The sequence below is a fragment of the Microbacterium sp. W4I20 genome, from assembly GCF_030816505.1.
Taxonomy (GTDB): Bacteria; Actinomycetota; Actinomycetes; order Actinomycetales; family Microbacteriaceae; genus Microbacterium.
In genome coordinates this window covers 1,010,061-1,023,772 of the sequence record NZ_JAUSYB010000001.1, presented here as the reverse complement: position 1 = coordinate 1,023,772, position 13,712 = coordinate 1,010,061, and the positions used below count along the sequence as shown (strand labels likewise).

At 70.8% G+C, this 13,712-nt stretch carries 10 protein-coding genes; 5 read left to right on the top strand and 5 right to left on the bottom strand.

All coding sequences use genetic code 11. The features are described 5' to 3' along the window. The first annotated feature begins 77 nt into the window (after positions 1-77). Positions 78-947 (top strand): PHP domain-containing protein, encoded by an 870-nt coding sequence (locus QFZ21_RS04995; protein ID WP_307375012.1) that lies wholly within the window; start codon positions 78-80, stop codon positions 945-947. A gap of 63 nt (positions 948-1,010) precedes the next feature. Next, the gene (locus tag QFZ21_RS04990; RefSeq protein WP_307375010.1) at positions 1,011-1,931 is read left to right on the top strand and encodes a DUF817 domain-containing protein; all 921 of its coding nucleotides are present in this window, start codon (positions 1,011-1,013) and stop codon (positions 1,929-1,931) included. Positions 1,932-1,939: 8 nt separating this feature from the next. Here QFZ21_RS04990 and QFZ21_RS04985 read toward each other — a convergent pair whose 3' ends face one another. Next, positions 1,940-3,463 (bottom strand): DEAD/DEAH box helicase, encoded by a 1,524-nt coding sequence (locus QFZ21_RS04985; RefSeq protein WP_307375008.1) that lies wholly within the window; start codon positions 3,461-3,463, stop codon positions 1,940-1,942. 192 nt (positions 3,464-3,655) lie between these two features. Between QFZ21_RS04985 and QFZ21_RS04980 the strand changes: the two genes are divergently transcribed. Continuing rightward, complete coding sequence (locus QFZ21_RS04980; protein ID WP_307375006.1) at positions 3,656-4,369, top strand: ferritin-like fold-containing protein; 714 nt, start codon at positions 3,656-3,658, stop codon at positions 4,367-4,369. On the opposite strand, the gene QFZ21_RS04975 is transcribed toward QFZ21_RS04980, so the two are convergent. From QFZ21_RS04975 to QFZ21_RS04965, 3 genes are read right to left on the bottom strand one after another with little or no spacing between them, the layout of a single operon-like run. After that, positions 4,366-4,863: a hypothetical protein gene (locus QFZ21_RS04975; protein WP_307375004.1), complete on the bottom strand. Its 498-nt coding sequence runs from the start codon at positions 4,861-4,863 to the stop codon at positions 4,366-4,368. The genes QFZ21_RS04980 and QFZ21_RS04975 overlap by 4 nt on opposite strands. Positions 4,864-4,881: 18 nt before the next feature. Further along, positions 4,882-5,169 carry a hypothetical protein gene (locus QFZ21_RS04970; protein ID WP_307375002.1) on the bottom strand — a complete coding sequence of 96 codons (288 nt, stop codon included), beginning with the start codon at positions 5,167-5,169 and terminating at the stop codon, positions 4,882-4,884. A gap of 7 nt (positions 5,170-5,176) precedes the next feature. Continuing rightward, positions 5,177-5,401: a DUF3107 domain-containing protein gene (locus tag QFZ21_RS04965; RefSeq protein WP_046013903.1), complete on the bottom strand. Its 225-nt coding sequence runs from the start codon at positions 5,399-5,401 to the stop codon at positions 5,177-5,179. A 147-nt stretch (positions 5,402-5,548) separates the two neighbouring features. On the opposite strand from QFZ21_RS04965, the gene QFZ21_RS04960 reads away from it, so the two are divergent. Together QFZ21_RS04960 and QFZ21_RS04955 are read left to right on the top strand one after the other, a co-directional pair. Beyond that, positions 5,549-8,761, top strand: a complete 3,213-nt coding sequence (locus QFZ21_RS04960) for an ATP-dependent DNA helicase (protein ID WP_307374999.1) — start codon at positions 5,549-5,551, stop codon at positions 8,759-8,761. Then, on the top strand, positions 8,758-12,267 hold the full coding sequence (locus QFZ21_RS04955) for an ATP-dependent DNA helicase (RefSeq protein ID WP_307374997.1): 3,510 nt from the start codon (positions 8,758-8,760) through the stop codon (positions 12,265-12,267). Before QFZ21_RS04960 ends, QFZ21_RS04955 begins: the two co-directional genes overlap by 4 nt. On the opposite strand, the gene QFZ21_RS04950 is transcribed toward QFZ21_RS04955, so the two are convergent. Then, complete coding sequence (locus tag QFZ21_RS04950) at positions 12,213-13,679, bottom strand: phosphotransferase (RefSeq protein ID WP_307374995.1); 1,467 nt, start codon at positions 13,677-13,679, stop codon at positions 12,213-12,215. The genes QFZ21_RS04955 and QFZ21_RS04950 overlap by 55 nt on opposite strands. Positions 13,680-13,712: the final 33 nt, after the last annotated feature.

Below are 13,712 nucleotides of genomic sequence, written 5' to 3'. Positions count from 1 at the left end.
CCAGCCTAGAAGCGCCGCCTGTGAAGTCCCTGCCGTGCCGCGCGTCCGACGGGGGTGCTGATCGGTACGCTCGGAGGATGTCCAATCCGTCGTACGGGTTCGCCGGTCCCGCCGACCTGCACCTGCACTCCAACCATTCCGATGGCACGGAGAGTCCTGCCGAGGTGGTGCGACAGGCCCACGCGAGCGGCGTGCGCACGCTCGCCCTCACCGATCACGACCGCTCCACCGGATGGGTCGAGGCGGGCGACGCCGCCACCGCACTCGGGATGACGTTCCTCCCGGGCATGGAGCTCTCCGCCAAGCACGAGTGGCGCAGCGTGCACGTGCTCGGCTACCTCTTCGACCCGGAGGATGCGGCGCTGCGCGCTGAGACCGATCGGATCCGCGGCGACCGCATCGGCCGCGCCGAGCGGATCGTGCGCAACATCGGCCGCGACTACGACCTGCACTGGGACGACGTGCTGGAGCAGACCATGCTCGACGCGACCGTCGGACGCCCGCACATCGCCGACGCGCTGGTGGCGCGCGGGATCGTCCGCGACCGCACCGAGGCGTTCGAGGGGATCCTGCACCCCCGCGAGGGCTACTACGAACCGCACTACGCGCCCGACCCGCTCACCGCAGTACGGCTGATCACCGACGCCGGGGGAGTGGCCGTCATCGCCCACCCGGTGACCGGGCGCGACATGATGATGCCGGTCCCGTACATCGAGCGGCTGATCGACGCGGGGCTCGGCGGGTTCGAGATCGACCACCGCGAGAACACCGAACGCGGCAAGAACGTCCTGCGCGGGATCGCCGCGGCGCACGATCTGATCGTCACGGGATCGAGCGACTATCACGGCACGGGAAAGCCGAACCGTCCGGGTGAGAACACCACGGCCGAGGAGATGGTCGCGCGGATCATAGACCGCGGGACCGGCACGGCTCCGCGACTCCCCTGATCCACGGCGTACTGCCGGGACTCTCCCGGCCGACTGTCGAACGGCGCGGATACGGTCGACGGCATGCAGCGAGCGACTTCCCTGGAGCGCCGCGTCGATGCGCTCGCCCACCGCGTGCTCCTCGGCGCTCCGGCCAACGGCATTCGCGCGGGACTCGTCGAGTTCACGGTCTTCGTCCTCAAGCAGGCGTGGGCGTGCATCTTCGGAGCTGCGCTCCTGGTCGTGATCGTCGCCGCGCAGCTGTGGTACCCGGATGATGCGGCTCTCGCGCGCAACGATGCGCTCACCATCGCCGCGGTGCTGATCCAGATCGGGATGCTCGTCTTCCGGCTGGAGAGCGGCCGCGAGCTGTGGGTCATCGTGCTCTTCCACCTCACCGGCACCGTCATGGAGTTGTTCAAGACCGACGTCGGCTCGTGGGCGTATGCCGCGGACGGCATCCTCCGCATCGGCGGCGTGCCGCTGTTCAGCGGGTTCATGTACGCGGCGGTCGGCTCGTACATGGTGCGCGTCTACCGGATGTTCGACCTCGGCTTCGCCCGGTATCCGCGGCGCTGCCTGACCGCGATCCTCGCCGCCGGCATCTACCTGAACTTCTTCACCCACCACTGGTGGTGGGACGCCCGCTGGCTGCTGCTGGCCGGCGTCGTGGTGCTGTGGATGCCCACGGTCATGCACGCGCGCGTGTGGCGACGCATCATCCGACTCCCGCTGCTGCTCGCGTTCGCCGGGGTGGCGGTGTTCATCTACCTCGCCGAGAACATCGGCACGTGGGCGGGAGCGTGGGCGTATCCCGACCAGATCGAGGCATGGCAGCCGGTGTCGCTCAGCAAGCTGAGCTCCTGGTTCCTGCTGATGGTGATCTCGGTGGTGCTGGTGGCGTGGGTGTATCCGCCGCAGGTGCCGGCCGCGCTGCGGGGTCCGTCCGCGGAGAACGCCGAAGGGGCGGATGCCGCTCGCGCAGCATCCGCCCCTCTGGACTAGTCAGTCGTTCAGGCGCCGGCGACCGGCGCTGCGCCGGGAGCGCCCGAGCCGCCGCGACGACGACGGCGACGACGCGCCGGAGCCGGCTTGCCGTCGTGGTGCTCCTTGCCGGCGCCGTCGTGGGTTCCGCCGCCGTCGGCGCTGCGATCGGCGGACTGGTCGGAGTGCGCTTCGCTGCCGGATGCCTCGGCGGCACCCTCGGCGAACGTCGAGCCGACCGGGTTCTCGCTGTTGCGACGGCGCCGGCGGCGGCGCGTCCCGCCCTCGTCGGTGCCTTCGGCGGCGGCATCCGCTGCCCGCTCGGGCCGACGCGTGCGCTCGGTCTTCACGGATTCGGTCTTCGGAGCAGCCCGGAGACGACCCTTCGTGCCGGCGGGGATGTCGAGATCCTCGAACAGCTGCGGGCTCGACGAGTAGATCTCGACGGGCTCGGGCTGGCCGAACTCGAGGGCGCGATTGATCAGGGCCCACTTGTGCAGGTCCTCCCAGTCGACGAAGGTCACCGCGATGCCCGTCTTGCCGGCGCGGCCCGTACGACCGGCGCGGTGCAGGTACGTCTTGTCCTCGTCGGGGATGGTGTGGTTGATGACGTGCGTCACGTCGTCGACGTCGATTCCGCGCGCGGCGACGTCGGTCGCGACGAGCACGTCGCGCTTGCCGGCCTTGAACGCGGCCATCGAGCGCTCGCGCTGGTCCTGGCCCATGTCGCCGTGCACTCCGCCGACGTTGAAGCCGCGGTCGCCCAGCTCATCGACGAGACGCTGCGCTGCGCGCTTCGTGCGGGTGAAGATCACGGTCTTGCCGCGGCCCTCCGCCTGCAGGATGCGGGAGATGATCTCGTCCTTGTCCATGGAGTGCGCGCGGTACACCAGGTGCTTGATGTTCGCCTGCGTCAGCCCCTCATCGGGGTCGGTCGCGCGGATGTGGATCGGGTTCGTCATGAACCGGCGCGCGAGGGCGACGATCGGGCCGGGCATGGTCGCCGAGAACAGCTGCGTGTGCCGCACCTCAGGCACCTTCTGGAAGATCTTCTCGATGTCGGCGAGGAAGCCGAGGTCGAGCATCTTGTCGGCTTCGTCGAGCACGACCTCGGTCGCGTTCGACAGGTCGAGCAGGCGCTGGCCGGCGAGGTCGATCAGGCGACCGGGAGTGCCGACGACGATCTGCGCGCCGGCCTTGAGCTGGTCGATCTGACCCTCGTACGCCTTGCCGCCGTAGATCGCGACGACGCTGGTCGAGCGGTTGCTGGTGAGGAGATCGATGTCCTCGTACACCTGCACGGCGAGCTCGCGGGTCGGCACCACGATGAGTGCCTTGACGCCGTGCTCCGGGTTCGGGCCCAGACGCTGGACGACAGGGATGCCGAAACCGAAGGTCTTTCCCGTTCCGGTCTTCGCCTGGCCGATGATGTCCTGGCCGGGAAGGCCGAGAGGGATGGTCTGCTCTTGGATGGGGAATGCGTCGACGATGCCTTTTGCGGCGATTGCGTCGACGATGTCCTGATCGACGCCGAGGTCAGCGAAAGTTGTCACTTGTTCAATTGCCTGTCCGGCGACCGGTGGGATCGCCACGTAAACGGATCCACGCCGTCTCTTGTGCCACAGGCGCGGGGTCCCGCTCCGACGGCGGGACACGCCCAGCCTACCCGAGCCGTGCTAGGGGCCAGGAAGGGCACCCGTGCGCGAGTATTGTGAACGACGTGGCGAACTCGGTAGGGAGACCTCGTGGTTAAGTGGTTCTGGCAGCGCGATGCCGCGCCCCGCCGCACGCTCGCTCTGCGGAGCCGCGGCGATCAGGGTGACGCGACCCGTGTCGACTTCGCCGAACTCGCGCCGGAGCTCGACCGCTTCCTCGGCCAGGCCGCCTACCTGCAGCTCGGCTACTTCGAGACCCTCACCCGCCTCATCCGTGCGACGCCGGAGCTGTCGGAGAAGGAGTCGCTCTCGCGCGCCGCGGGGGCGGCCCTCACGAAGCACCGCGCGATCGTGGACGTCATCGCCGAGCGCGGTGACGACCCGACCCAGGTGATGCTGCCGTTCCGCGAGAACCTCGACGCGTTCCGCCGCAAGACCATCGGAGCACGTCCCCGCGAGACGCTCCTCGCCGTGTACATCACCGCCGGGATGCTCGACGACTTCTATCTGGCGCTCGCGTCCAGCTACGCCGACACCGGGCGCCGGGTCGCCCAGATCCTCCGTGAGGACGACGCCCGGCACGAGATCGTCGCGATCATCCAGGAGACCATCGAGAGCGACGAGGAGTGGCGTTCGCTGCTGTCGATGTGGGCGCGTCGCCTCGTGGGCGACACCATCCTCGTGTGCCGCTCGGCTTTGCGGCCCGAGCACCTCGCCGCCGACGACGAGCGCATCGAACCGGTGTACACCGAGCTCATGGGCGCGCACGCCCGGCGGATGGACGCGATGGGCCTCGCCTCCTAGACGGAACGCATCCGCTCGAGCCGCCGTGTGAGCCGCCAGGCGATGAGAAGCGGGATGACGCCGATCACGCCGAACGACATGTCGATCAGCTGCCATCCGAGCGGGATGCCGCGCACGCCGCCGGCGATCAGCGCGAGCGGGATGATCCCGGCGCAGGCGATCACGCCGAACTGGATCACCCAGATGTTGCGCACCGGATCGACGAGGGGGCCGATGAACACCACGGCGATCGCGAGGTGCGCGTACGCGAGCCAATCGGTGCCGTAGGAGATGAAGGGATAGCGGCCGTCCACGTCGACCAGAGCGGCGGCCACCCGGTCGACCCAGGCGACCGCGTCCGGGAACCAGTCGACGGCGGGGGAGGCATGCAGCAGGTCGGAGCCGATCACGAGCTCGACCCTCAGCGGGAATGCCGTCACCCCGCTCACGAACAGGCCGAGGATCATCACGGCGATGCAGACGCGGATCCACCACAGCGTGCGTCGTGCGTCCACCTCAGGCGTCCCGTCGGATCAGATGCCGAGTGCTGCCCTGGCCTCGGCATCCGAACGCCGACGCAGAGCGACCAGCGCCAGCGTCGCGAGCACTGCCACGACGACCGCGCCGAGCACGCTGGCGAGCCACAGCCAGATGCTGTCCTCGCCGACGCCCGCCCACTGCAGACTCGTGTACAGGATGGCGGCCGCGGCAGTCGCGATCGCCGGAGTGACCACCACGCCGCGCAGCTCGCGGCCGCCGATCAGGTAGTGCGCGCCGATGCCGAGAGCACACGCGCCGATCAGAGCGAGGAGGATGTACATCGCGGGGTCAGGCGACGAAGCCGACGCGGCGCGATTCCTCGGTGCCCAGCTCGATGTAGGCGAGGTTCGCGGTCGGGACGAGGTAGGAGTTGCCCTTCACGTCGGAGAAGTTCAGGTGCGTCGAGCTCTGCTCGAGTGCGGCGGAGACCTGGGTGCGGACCTCGTCCGCGCTCGCGCCGGTGTCGAAGCTCAGTTCACGGCCGGTGTTGATGATGCCGATGCGGATTTCCACGGGTGCTCCTCGAAGTTCGTCGGACTCGCCAACTCTACCGCGCGTGACCAGGGCAGGATCGGCGGGGCGGGCCGGTTTCGCCGTGAGCGCACAGGGCACGAGCGGGCCGGAGCGACGATGTCCGGACGTCCCGATAGCGTGGAGGACATGACACCGGATGCCGCGCAGCGAGCCGTCGTGCTCGCCCAGGCGACCGCGTCGGGGGTCATCATCGGCGCTCCCGGTACAGGGAAGACCCGCACGCTCGTCGACCGAGTCGTGCACCTGCTCGACGCCGAGCGCATGAAGCCGGAACAGGTTCTCGTGCTGACCCCGAGCCGGCAGGCGGCCACGGCCCTCCGCGACCGCATCGGCGTCCGCATCGGCCAGGCCACCCCGGGGCCGCTCGCCCGATCTCTGGGTTCGTTCGCCTTCCAGCTGGTGCGCGGAGCGATGGTGCGCGCGGGCGCCGAGCCGCCGGCCCTGCTCACCGGCGCTGACCAGGACCGGATCATCGCCGAGCTCCTCGCCGGAGACGCGGAAGACGGGCGCATCCTCTGGCCCGAGGCGCTCAGCGTCTCGGTTCGGGCTTCGAAGGGGTTCCGGTCCGAGCTCCGTGCCTTCCTCGCCGAGTGCACCGAGATCGGCGTCCAGCCCGAGCAGCTGCGCACGTCGGGCAACGCCGTGTGGGCGGCCGCCGGCGAGTTCCTCATCGAGTACCGATCGGTGCTCGATGCGGCGCGCTCGGCGCACCGCGACGCCGCCGACCTGCTGAGCGAGGCGAGCATGATCCTGCAGACGGCCGATGCCGCGGCGCTCGGCCCCCTGGCGCCGTTGCGCGTCGTGCTGATCGACGATGCCCAGGAGCTCACCCGCGGCGGTATCGCCGTGGTGCGCGCGCTGCAGACGCGGGGGATCGCGGTCCTCGCGTTCGGCGACCCCGACATCTCGTCCGGCGCCTTCCGCGGGGCGAGCCCCGAGCTGTTCGCGCAGCTCGCCGGCGCGCTGGGTGAGGTCCACGTCCTCGACGGACCGCACCGCCAGCAGCCGGCGCTGACCTCGCTCACGCGAACGGTGACGCAGGCGATCGGAGTGTCGGGTCGAGTGGATCATCGGCGCGCCCCGCTGCCCGCCACCGACGAGGTGGCCGCCGCGGTGACGACGTTCCTCGCACCGTCGCCTCACGAGGAGCTCGACCGCATCGCCGGGGTGATGCGGGACTGGCATCTCAGCGATGGCATCCGCTGGGATCAGATGGCCGTCATCGCGCACGACACGCGGCAGGTGACCACGCTCGAGACCGAGCTCGCCGCCAGGGAGATCCCGACGCGCGCCGCGGGCGTGCAGCGGCCGCTCGGCAGCGAGGGCATCGTGCGTGACATCGTCGGGATCGTCCGGCTCGCGCTGACTCCGGTCGACGAGCGCACCCCGCAGGCGCTGGAAGAAGCGCTGCGCACGCCCTTCGGCGGGATGGATGCGATCGGCCTGCGACGGCTGCGCGCGCGCCTCCGACACATCGAGCTCGCGCAGGGCGGGTCGACGCCGGCGCGAGAACTGCTGCGGCAAGCGATGGCGAATCCCGCGCACCTGACCCTGATCGATGCGCCCGAATCGCGCACGGCGGAGCGCTTCGCGGAGACGATCGACGCCGTCGCCCGTGCCGCAGTCGAGGGCGAGACGATCCACGACCTGCTCTGGCGGGTGTGGGACCAGGCGAGGGCCGTCGACGGGCGGCGACTGCAGGTGGCGTGGCGCGAGATCTCGCTGCTCCCCACCGGCGCGGAGACCGCACGATCGCTCGATGCCCTCGTGTCGCTGTTCGACGCGGCGAAGCGGTTCGTCGAGCGCACGCCGAATGAGAAGCCCGACGCCTTCGTGCGCGACATCCTCGACAGCGAGGTGCCGGAAGACTCCCTCTCGACGCCGGACCGACCGGGGAAGGTGACGCTGCTCACCCCGGCGACGGCGCTCGGAACCGAGTTCGATGCGGTCGTCGTCGCGGGGGTGCAGGACGGCGTCTGGCCGAACGTACGACTGCGTGGTGGACTGCTGCAGACCTGGCGCCTCGCCGATGCACTCGAGGCCGCCCGCACCGGTGTGAGCGTCGAGCCTCCGGGGGTCGTCGACCGTCGTCGAGCCGCCCTGCACGACGAGCTGCGGCTGTTCGTCCGGGCGATCTCCCGCGCCCGCGACCGGCTCCTCATCACGGCGGTCGACGACGACGACCTGACCCCCAGCGCGTTCTTCGGCTTCCTTCCTGCGCCCGATCCGCCGGAGCGTCATGCATCGGCCGAGCATCCGCTCACTCTCCGCGGGTTGGTCGCACGGCATCGCCGCACGCTCACCTCTGTGCCATCGGAGCCGCTGCGGCGCGAGGCCGCCGGGCAGCTGTCGGTGCTGGCCCGCGAGGGAGTGCCGGGAGCGGACCCCGCCGAGTGGTACGGGGTGACCCCCGCCTCGACGGATGCGCCACTGCGCGATCTCGCCGTCGCCGGCGCGCGGGTGTCGCCGTCGAAGATGGAGTCCTACGAGGAGTGCGGCCTCAACTGGGTCGTGTCGTCGCTGGGCGGAGACACGGTCATGCCGCCGACCGCCGGGATCGGCACCATCGTGCACGAGGCGATGGAGCGGGTCCCCGACGGCGATCTCGAGCAGATGCGCGCGATCGTCGCCGAGCACTGGCCGGAACTCGACTTCGAGACGGAGTGGATCGGACGCAAGGAGCGCCGCCGCGCCGACCTCCTCGTCGATCGGCTGCACACGTACCTGGGCGACGTGCAGGGCGACGGTGGTCGAGTGATCGGGAGCGAGGTCGAGTTCCGCTTCGCGGTCGACGTCCCCGACACCGACGATGCCCTCCCGACCGTGCACGCCGTCGGCGAGGATCGGGCGAACCAGGCGATCATCCACGGCTACATCGACCGCGTCGAGGCGTACCCGCCCGGCCTCGGAGAACACCCCCATGCCCGCGGTCGCGGCTGGGAGCGGATGGCGGGCGATGCCCCCGGTCCGACCGTCGTGGTCGACCTCAAGACCGGCAAGAACGACCCCGAGTCGGATTCCGGCGTGCTCGAGCACGCCCAGCTCGCCGCCTACCAGGTCGCCGTGCAGGAGGGGCTCGTCGAGGGCGCCCCACCGGAGTCCCTCGCCGGTGCACGACTCGTGATCGTGTCGAAGACCCTCGCCAAGAGCGACTACCGCATCGCCCACCAGCACACGCTCGATGACGATTCGAGGTCGGCCTTCTTGCGCAGGGTGGTGGGTGCGGCCCGCGGCATGTCGGCCTCGAGCTTCACGGCGCAGGTCGAATCGCACTGCGGCGACACGCAGCGCCGCGTCCATCCGTGTCGGATCCACACGGTATCGGCGGTGAGTTCATGACCGACTGGACCGGTGAGGGAGCTCTCTCGGCGGTCGACATCGCGACGGCGCTCGGCCAGCCGTCTCCGACCCCGGCGCAGCAGCAGGTGATCGAGGCGCCGCCCGTGCCCGCGCTGGTCGTGGCAGGTGCCGGGAGTGGCAAGACCGAGACCATGTCGGGGCGCGTCGTGTGGCTGGTGGCCAACGGCCATGTGCGCCGAGACGAGATCCTCGGTCTGACCTTCACGCGCAAGGCGGCGGGCGAGCTCGCCGAGCGCATCGGCCACCGGCTCGCGGTGATCGACGAGTTCGGTCGCCGCGGGCTCCTCCCGCACCTGGGGCGCATCGTGCGAGACGGCGCCCTCCAGCGGGTCACCGAGGCCGCTCCCGGCCGGCAGCGCGACCTCGTCCGAGCTCATGTGCTCGATGACCTCGCCGCCGAGCTCGGCACCGGATGGGATCCCGAGACGCCGCGCGCCGCGGAAGACCTCATGGTGCGGCCGCGCGTCTCGACGTACAACGCCTTCGCCGACGGCATCGTCCGGGAGCACGCCGCCCGGATCGGACGGGATCCCGACGTGGCGATGCTCAGTCAGGCGGCGTCCTGGATGCTGGCCCGCGAGGTCGTGCTCCGCAGCGATCTTCCCGAGCTCGAGAACATCGACTTCGCACTCGGCACGGTCATCGATGCCGTGCAGCGCCTCGCCGGAGATGCGCTCGACCACCGGGTCGATCTCGACCTGGCAGAGCGGATCGCCCTCGAGCAGGCTCGGGCGTTCGAGCCCTACCGGGGCAACGCCGACGTCGAGAAGGCGGCGACGAACCTGCTCAGCCTGCCGACGCTGGCACGACTCGTCCGCGACTACATCTCCGAGAAGCACAGACGGGGAGTGCTCGACTTCGCCGACCAGGTGGGCGGGGCGTACGACATCGTCGAGTCGGCTCCCGACGTGCGCGCCGAGCTGCGAGAGCAGCACCGGGTCGTGCTGCTCGACGAGTATCAGGACACCTCCGTCATCCAGACCCGCTTCCTCGCCGAGCTCTTCCGCGACTCGGCCGTCATGGCGGTCGGCGACCCGCACCAGTCGATCTACGGCTGGCGCGGCGCGAGTGCCGACAACCTCTACGCGTTTGCGGCGACGTTCTCGAGTACGCAGAAGGCCCGCACCTACAGCCTGATGACGAGCTGGCGCAACGATCGCGGCATCCTCGACATCGCGAATCGCGTGCTCGAACCGCTCCAGCGCCCGGGCCTCGACGTGCCGCCGCTCGAATCGCGTCCCGGTGCAGGCGCCGGCGAGGTGAGCGTCCGATTCCCGTTCACGGTCGACGACGAGGCCGACGCCGTCGCGGAGTGGTTCGCCGACCGTCGGGCCGCGCACACCTCCCGCCTGGCCGGGCGCGCGCAGGGCGGCGTCCCGCACACCGGCGCGATCCTGTTCCGCTCGAAGCGGCACATGCAGACCTTCGCCGCAGCGCTCGCGGCCCGCGGTATTCCGCATCGCATCCTCGGGCTCGGCGGACTGCTCACCACCCCCGAGGTCGTCGATGTCGTGTCGACGCTGCGGGTGGTGCACGACCCGACGGCGGGCTCGGCCCTGATCCGTCTGCTCACCGGTCCCCGCTTCGGCGTCGGAGTCGCCGACATGGGGGCGCTGTACGACCTCGGCCGAGCCCTGGCCGAGCGGGACACTGCCATGGCTCCGCTCCCGGAAGAGGTGCGCGAAAAGCTGCGCTCGTCCCGCGGAGCAGACGAGGCGGTCTCCATCATCGACGCGGTCGACGTGGTGCGGGCGGTGCGCGACGACTACCGCCTGCTCGAGACCATCACGCCCGACGGCCGCACCCGCATCCGCGCGGCCGGCGAGATGCTCGAGCGGCTGCGGCGCGCGGCGTCCCAGCCGATCCCCGAGCTGATCCGCCTCATCGAGCTCGAGCTCCGGCTCGACATCGAGTTGGCGTCGAACGAGACCAGGGGCCCCGCGCGAATCGCGGCGACGCAGCTGCGTGCCTTCACCGATGAGGTCCGGGCGTTCCTCGCCGCCGACGAACGGGGCTCCATCGGGAGTCTGCTCGCCTGGCTCGACAAGGCGGAGAGCACCGACGAGCTGATGCCGCGCCCCGAGCCCCCAGAACCGGGGGTCGTGCAGCTGCTGACGATCCACGGCTCGAAGGGATTGGAGTGGGACGCCGTCGCAGTGGTGCGCCTCGTGGTCGATGAGCTCCCCAGCCGCGTCTCCGATACGTCCGGATGGTTCGGTTTCGGCGTCGTGCCGTTCGCTCTGCGAGGTGACCGTGACGCCCTGCCGCGCTTCGAATGGGATCCGATCGGGGCGATGGGTGAGGAGACCGACCCTGCGAAGCGGCAGAAGCTCGCGCAGGCCTCGCTCTCCGGAGGTGCGACGAAGGCGAATCCGCACGGCGGGGCGCTCAAACGCTTCAAGGACGCCTATCGCGCGTATCAGCAGCAGGAGGAGCGCCGACTCGCCTACGTCGCGGTGACCCGTGCCCGCACCGACCTCCTGCTCAGCGGGGCGCACTGGGCCGGCCAGAAGGCGCCGCGCACACCGAGCCCCTTTCTCGTCGAGGCGATGGAGGTGCAGGGACTCGATCCCGTGGAACCCGTCGATCCGGACCAGAATCCGTACGAAGGCCCCGGATCGACGCTGAGCTGGCCCCTCGATCCGCTGGGCGGGCGCCGAGGTGTCGTCACCGCGGCGGCTGCGGCCGTCGACGATGCGATCCGCGCGGGGCGGGCAGAGCCCTCCGTCGAGCTCACCCGCCTGCTGGCCGAGGGCGCCGCCCGACAGCGCGGCACCGATGCGGCCGCGCCGACGCGCGTGCCGGCCTCGCGGTTCAAGGACTACGTCACCGACTTCACCGGCACCCTGTCATCCATCGTCCGGCCGATGCCCGAGCGCCCGTACCGCCAGACCCGTCTGGGCACGCTGTTCCATGCCTGGGTCGAGCAGAGATCCGAGCTCGTCGGCGTGGGAAGCCGCGTGGACGAAGCGCTGTGGGAGCTCGACGAGGACGAGCTGTCGCCCGAGCCGGGATTCGGTCCGGACGACACGGCTCCAGAGATGGCGTCTGCGGATTCCGCCGATCTCGCCGCGCTGCAGGAGACGTTCGAACGCAGCGAATGGGGCGATCTGAAACCGATCGCCGTGGAGATCGAGATCGACTTCGCCCTCGGCGCGGGACTCGACGGCGTCGACCCCGTCGACCAAGGGCACATCGTCATCTGCAAGCTCGACGCCGTGTATCGCCGCGCCGACCGCGGCGGACGCATCGAGATCGTCGACTGGAAGACCGGTCGGGCTCCGCGAACGGCGAAGGAACGCGACGAGCGGATGCTGCAGCTCGCGCTCTACCGCCTGGCCTACCACCGGCGCTTCGGGGTCCCCCTGGAGGAGATCGACGTCGCCCTGTACTACGTGGGCGATGACCTCGTCATCCGGGGCGACCGGGTCTACTCCGAGGAAGAGCTCTTCCAGCGCTGGAGCGCCGCCCGCGCGGCACGCTGAGCCTCCTCCGAGTCGTCCGAGTCCTCGGAGTCGTCCGAATCGGAGGTGTCCGAGGCGGCAGGCGTGGCCGATCGCAGGTTAAGCGGATGGGAATCCTCGCGCACCCCGGCGACGCCGTTCGTGCCGGCGAACAGACCGGCGACGGCGGAGAGGTCCTCGGTCTCGATGCTCGACACCTCGGCGCGGTGGGCGGCGTCGTCCTTCTGCGCGGGACGGGTGTCGCTCCGCTCGGCGGCCCACGGCGGGGGAGTGGCCGCGCTCCCGTCCGAGCCGCCTTCGTCCGCCGAGCCCGGCTCGCTCACGTCGGCATCGGCGTCTGACTCGGCGTCGGCATCCGACTCGGCATCCGCCTCGATCCAGAGTTCGTTCGGGTTGTACGCATCGGTCTGCATCGAGGTGTCGACGTCGGCGACCGTGGCGGCGGGCACCCGGCCGAGCGCGTCGAGGGCCGAGTCCACGCCCTCGCGGCGCGGCGCGATGATGCTGAGGTCGTCGGTGCGCAGCCCCTCGGCCAGAGACTCGAGCAGGGCTGCGGCGTCGTCGACGATGTCGGGTCGGCGCATCGTGTCGCCGTGCACGAGCCAGCGGGCGAACTCGAGCTCGGCCAGCAGACGGGCGCGCACCTCGAGTCCGGCGTCCGGGGAGCGGTCGACGGCGCGAGCATACGAGGCGTGCACATCGAGTGCCGCGTCGGGTGCCGCCGAGAGCCAAGAGAGGTCGACGGCGGGATCCCCGACGGAGAGGCCGTGCCAACCGACGAGACCGGTGACCTCGGGGCCGCGCTCCGGGTCGTCGTCGAACAGGAACGAGGTCGCCTGCACCCCGCCGAGAACGACGGTGGATTCGAACCGCCAGAGATCGTCGTCGGCGACGGCGTCGCGCCAGCGCACCGTGAGGCGAGCAGGAACGCGGCCGGTGGCCGACGCGGCGTCGACCAGACGGGCCAGCTCGTCCCGGCTCTCCTCTGCAGAACGTGTCACCAGGCCCGCACCGCGGACGACCGAGGTCGGCATGCCGTGCACCGCGGCGATCGCTGCGCCCATCGACTCGGCCGCGCCTCGCCCGGCCGGCACCAGCGCCGCCTCGATCTGGAAGCCCGGCAGCAGCTCGGTGACGAGCGCCCGCCCGCTTCCGACCGCGGTCTCGCCGATGTATTCGGGCGCGCGGAACGGCAGCATGGCGCGCGCGCCGTCGGTCAACGCCCGCAGAGCGAGCGATTCGGCGGCGAGTTCGCGCGCCGTCTCGTCGTCGTCGGCGACACGGATCGCGAGCTCACGGCCGTCGGCCAGCGAGGCGACCGCCGAGTCGAACCGGCCATCGCCATCCGCGCTCAGGCGGCGGGCGCCCGTGACCTCCGCGCCGGGCAGTGCGGCCGTCACCGCCGCGGCTAGAGTGAAAGGAGAGCGTCCCATGCCCCCAGGGTAGGTCGACGCCGGGGTTGTCCT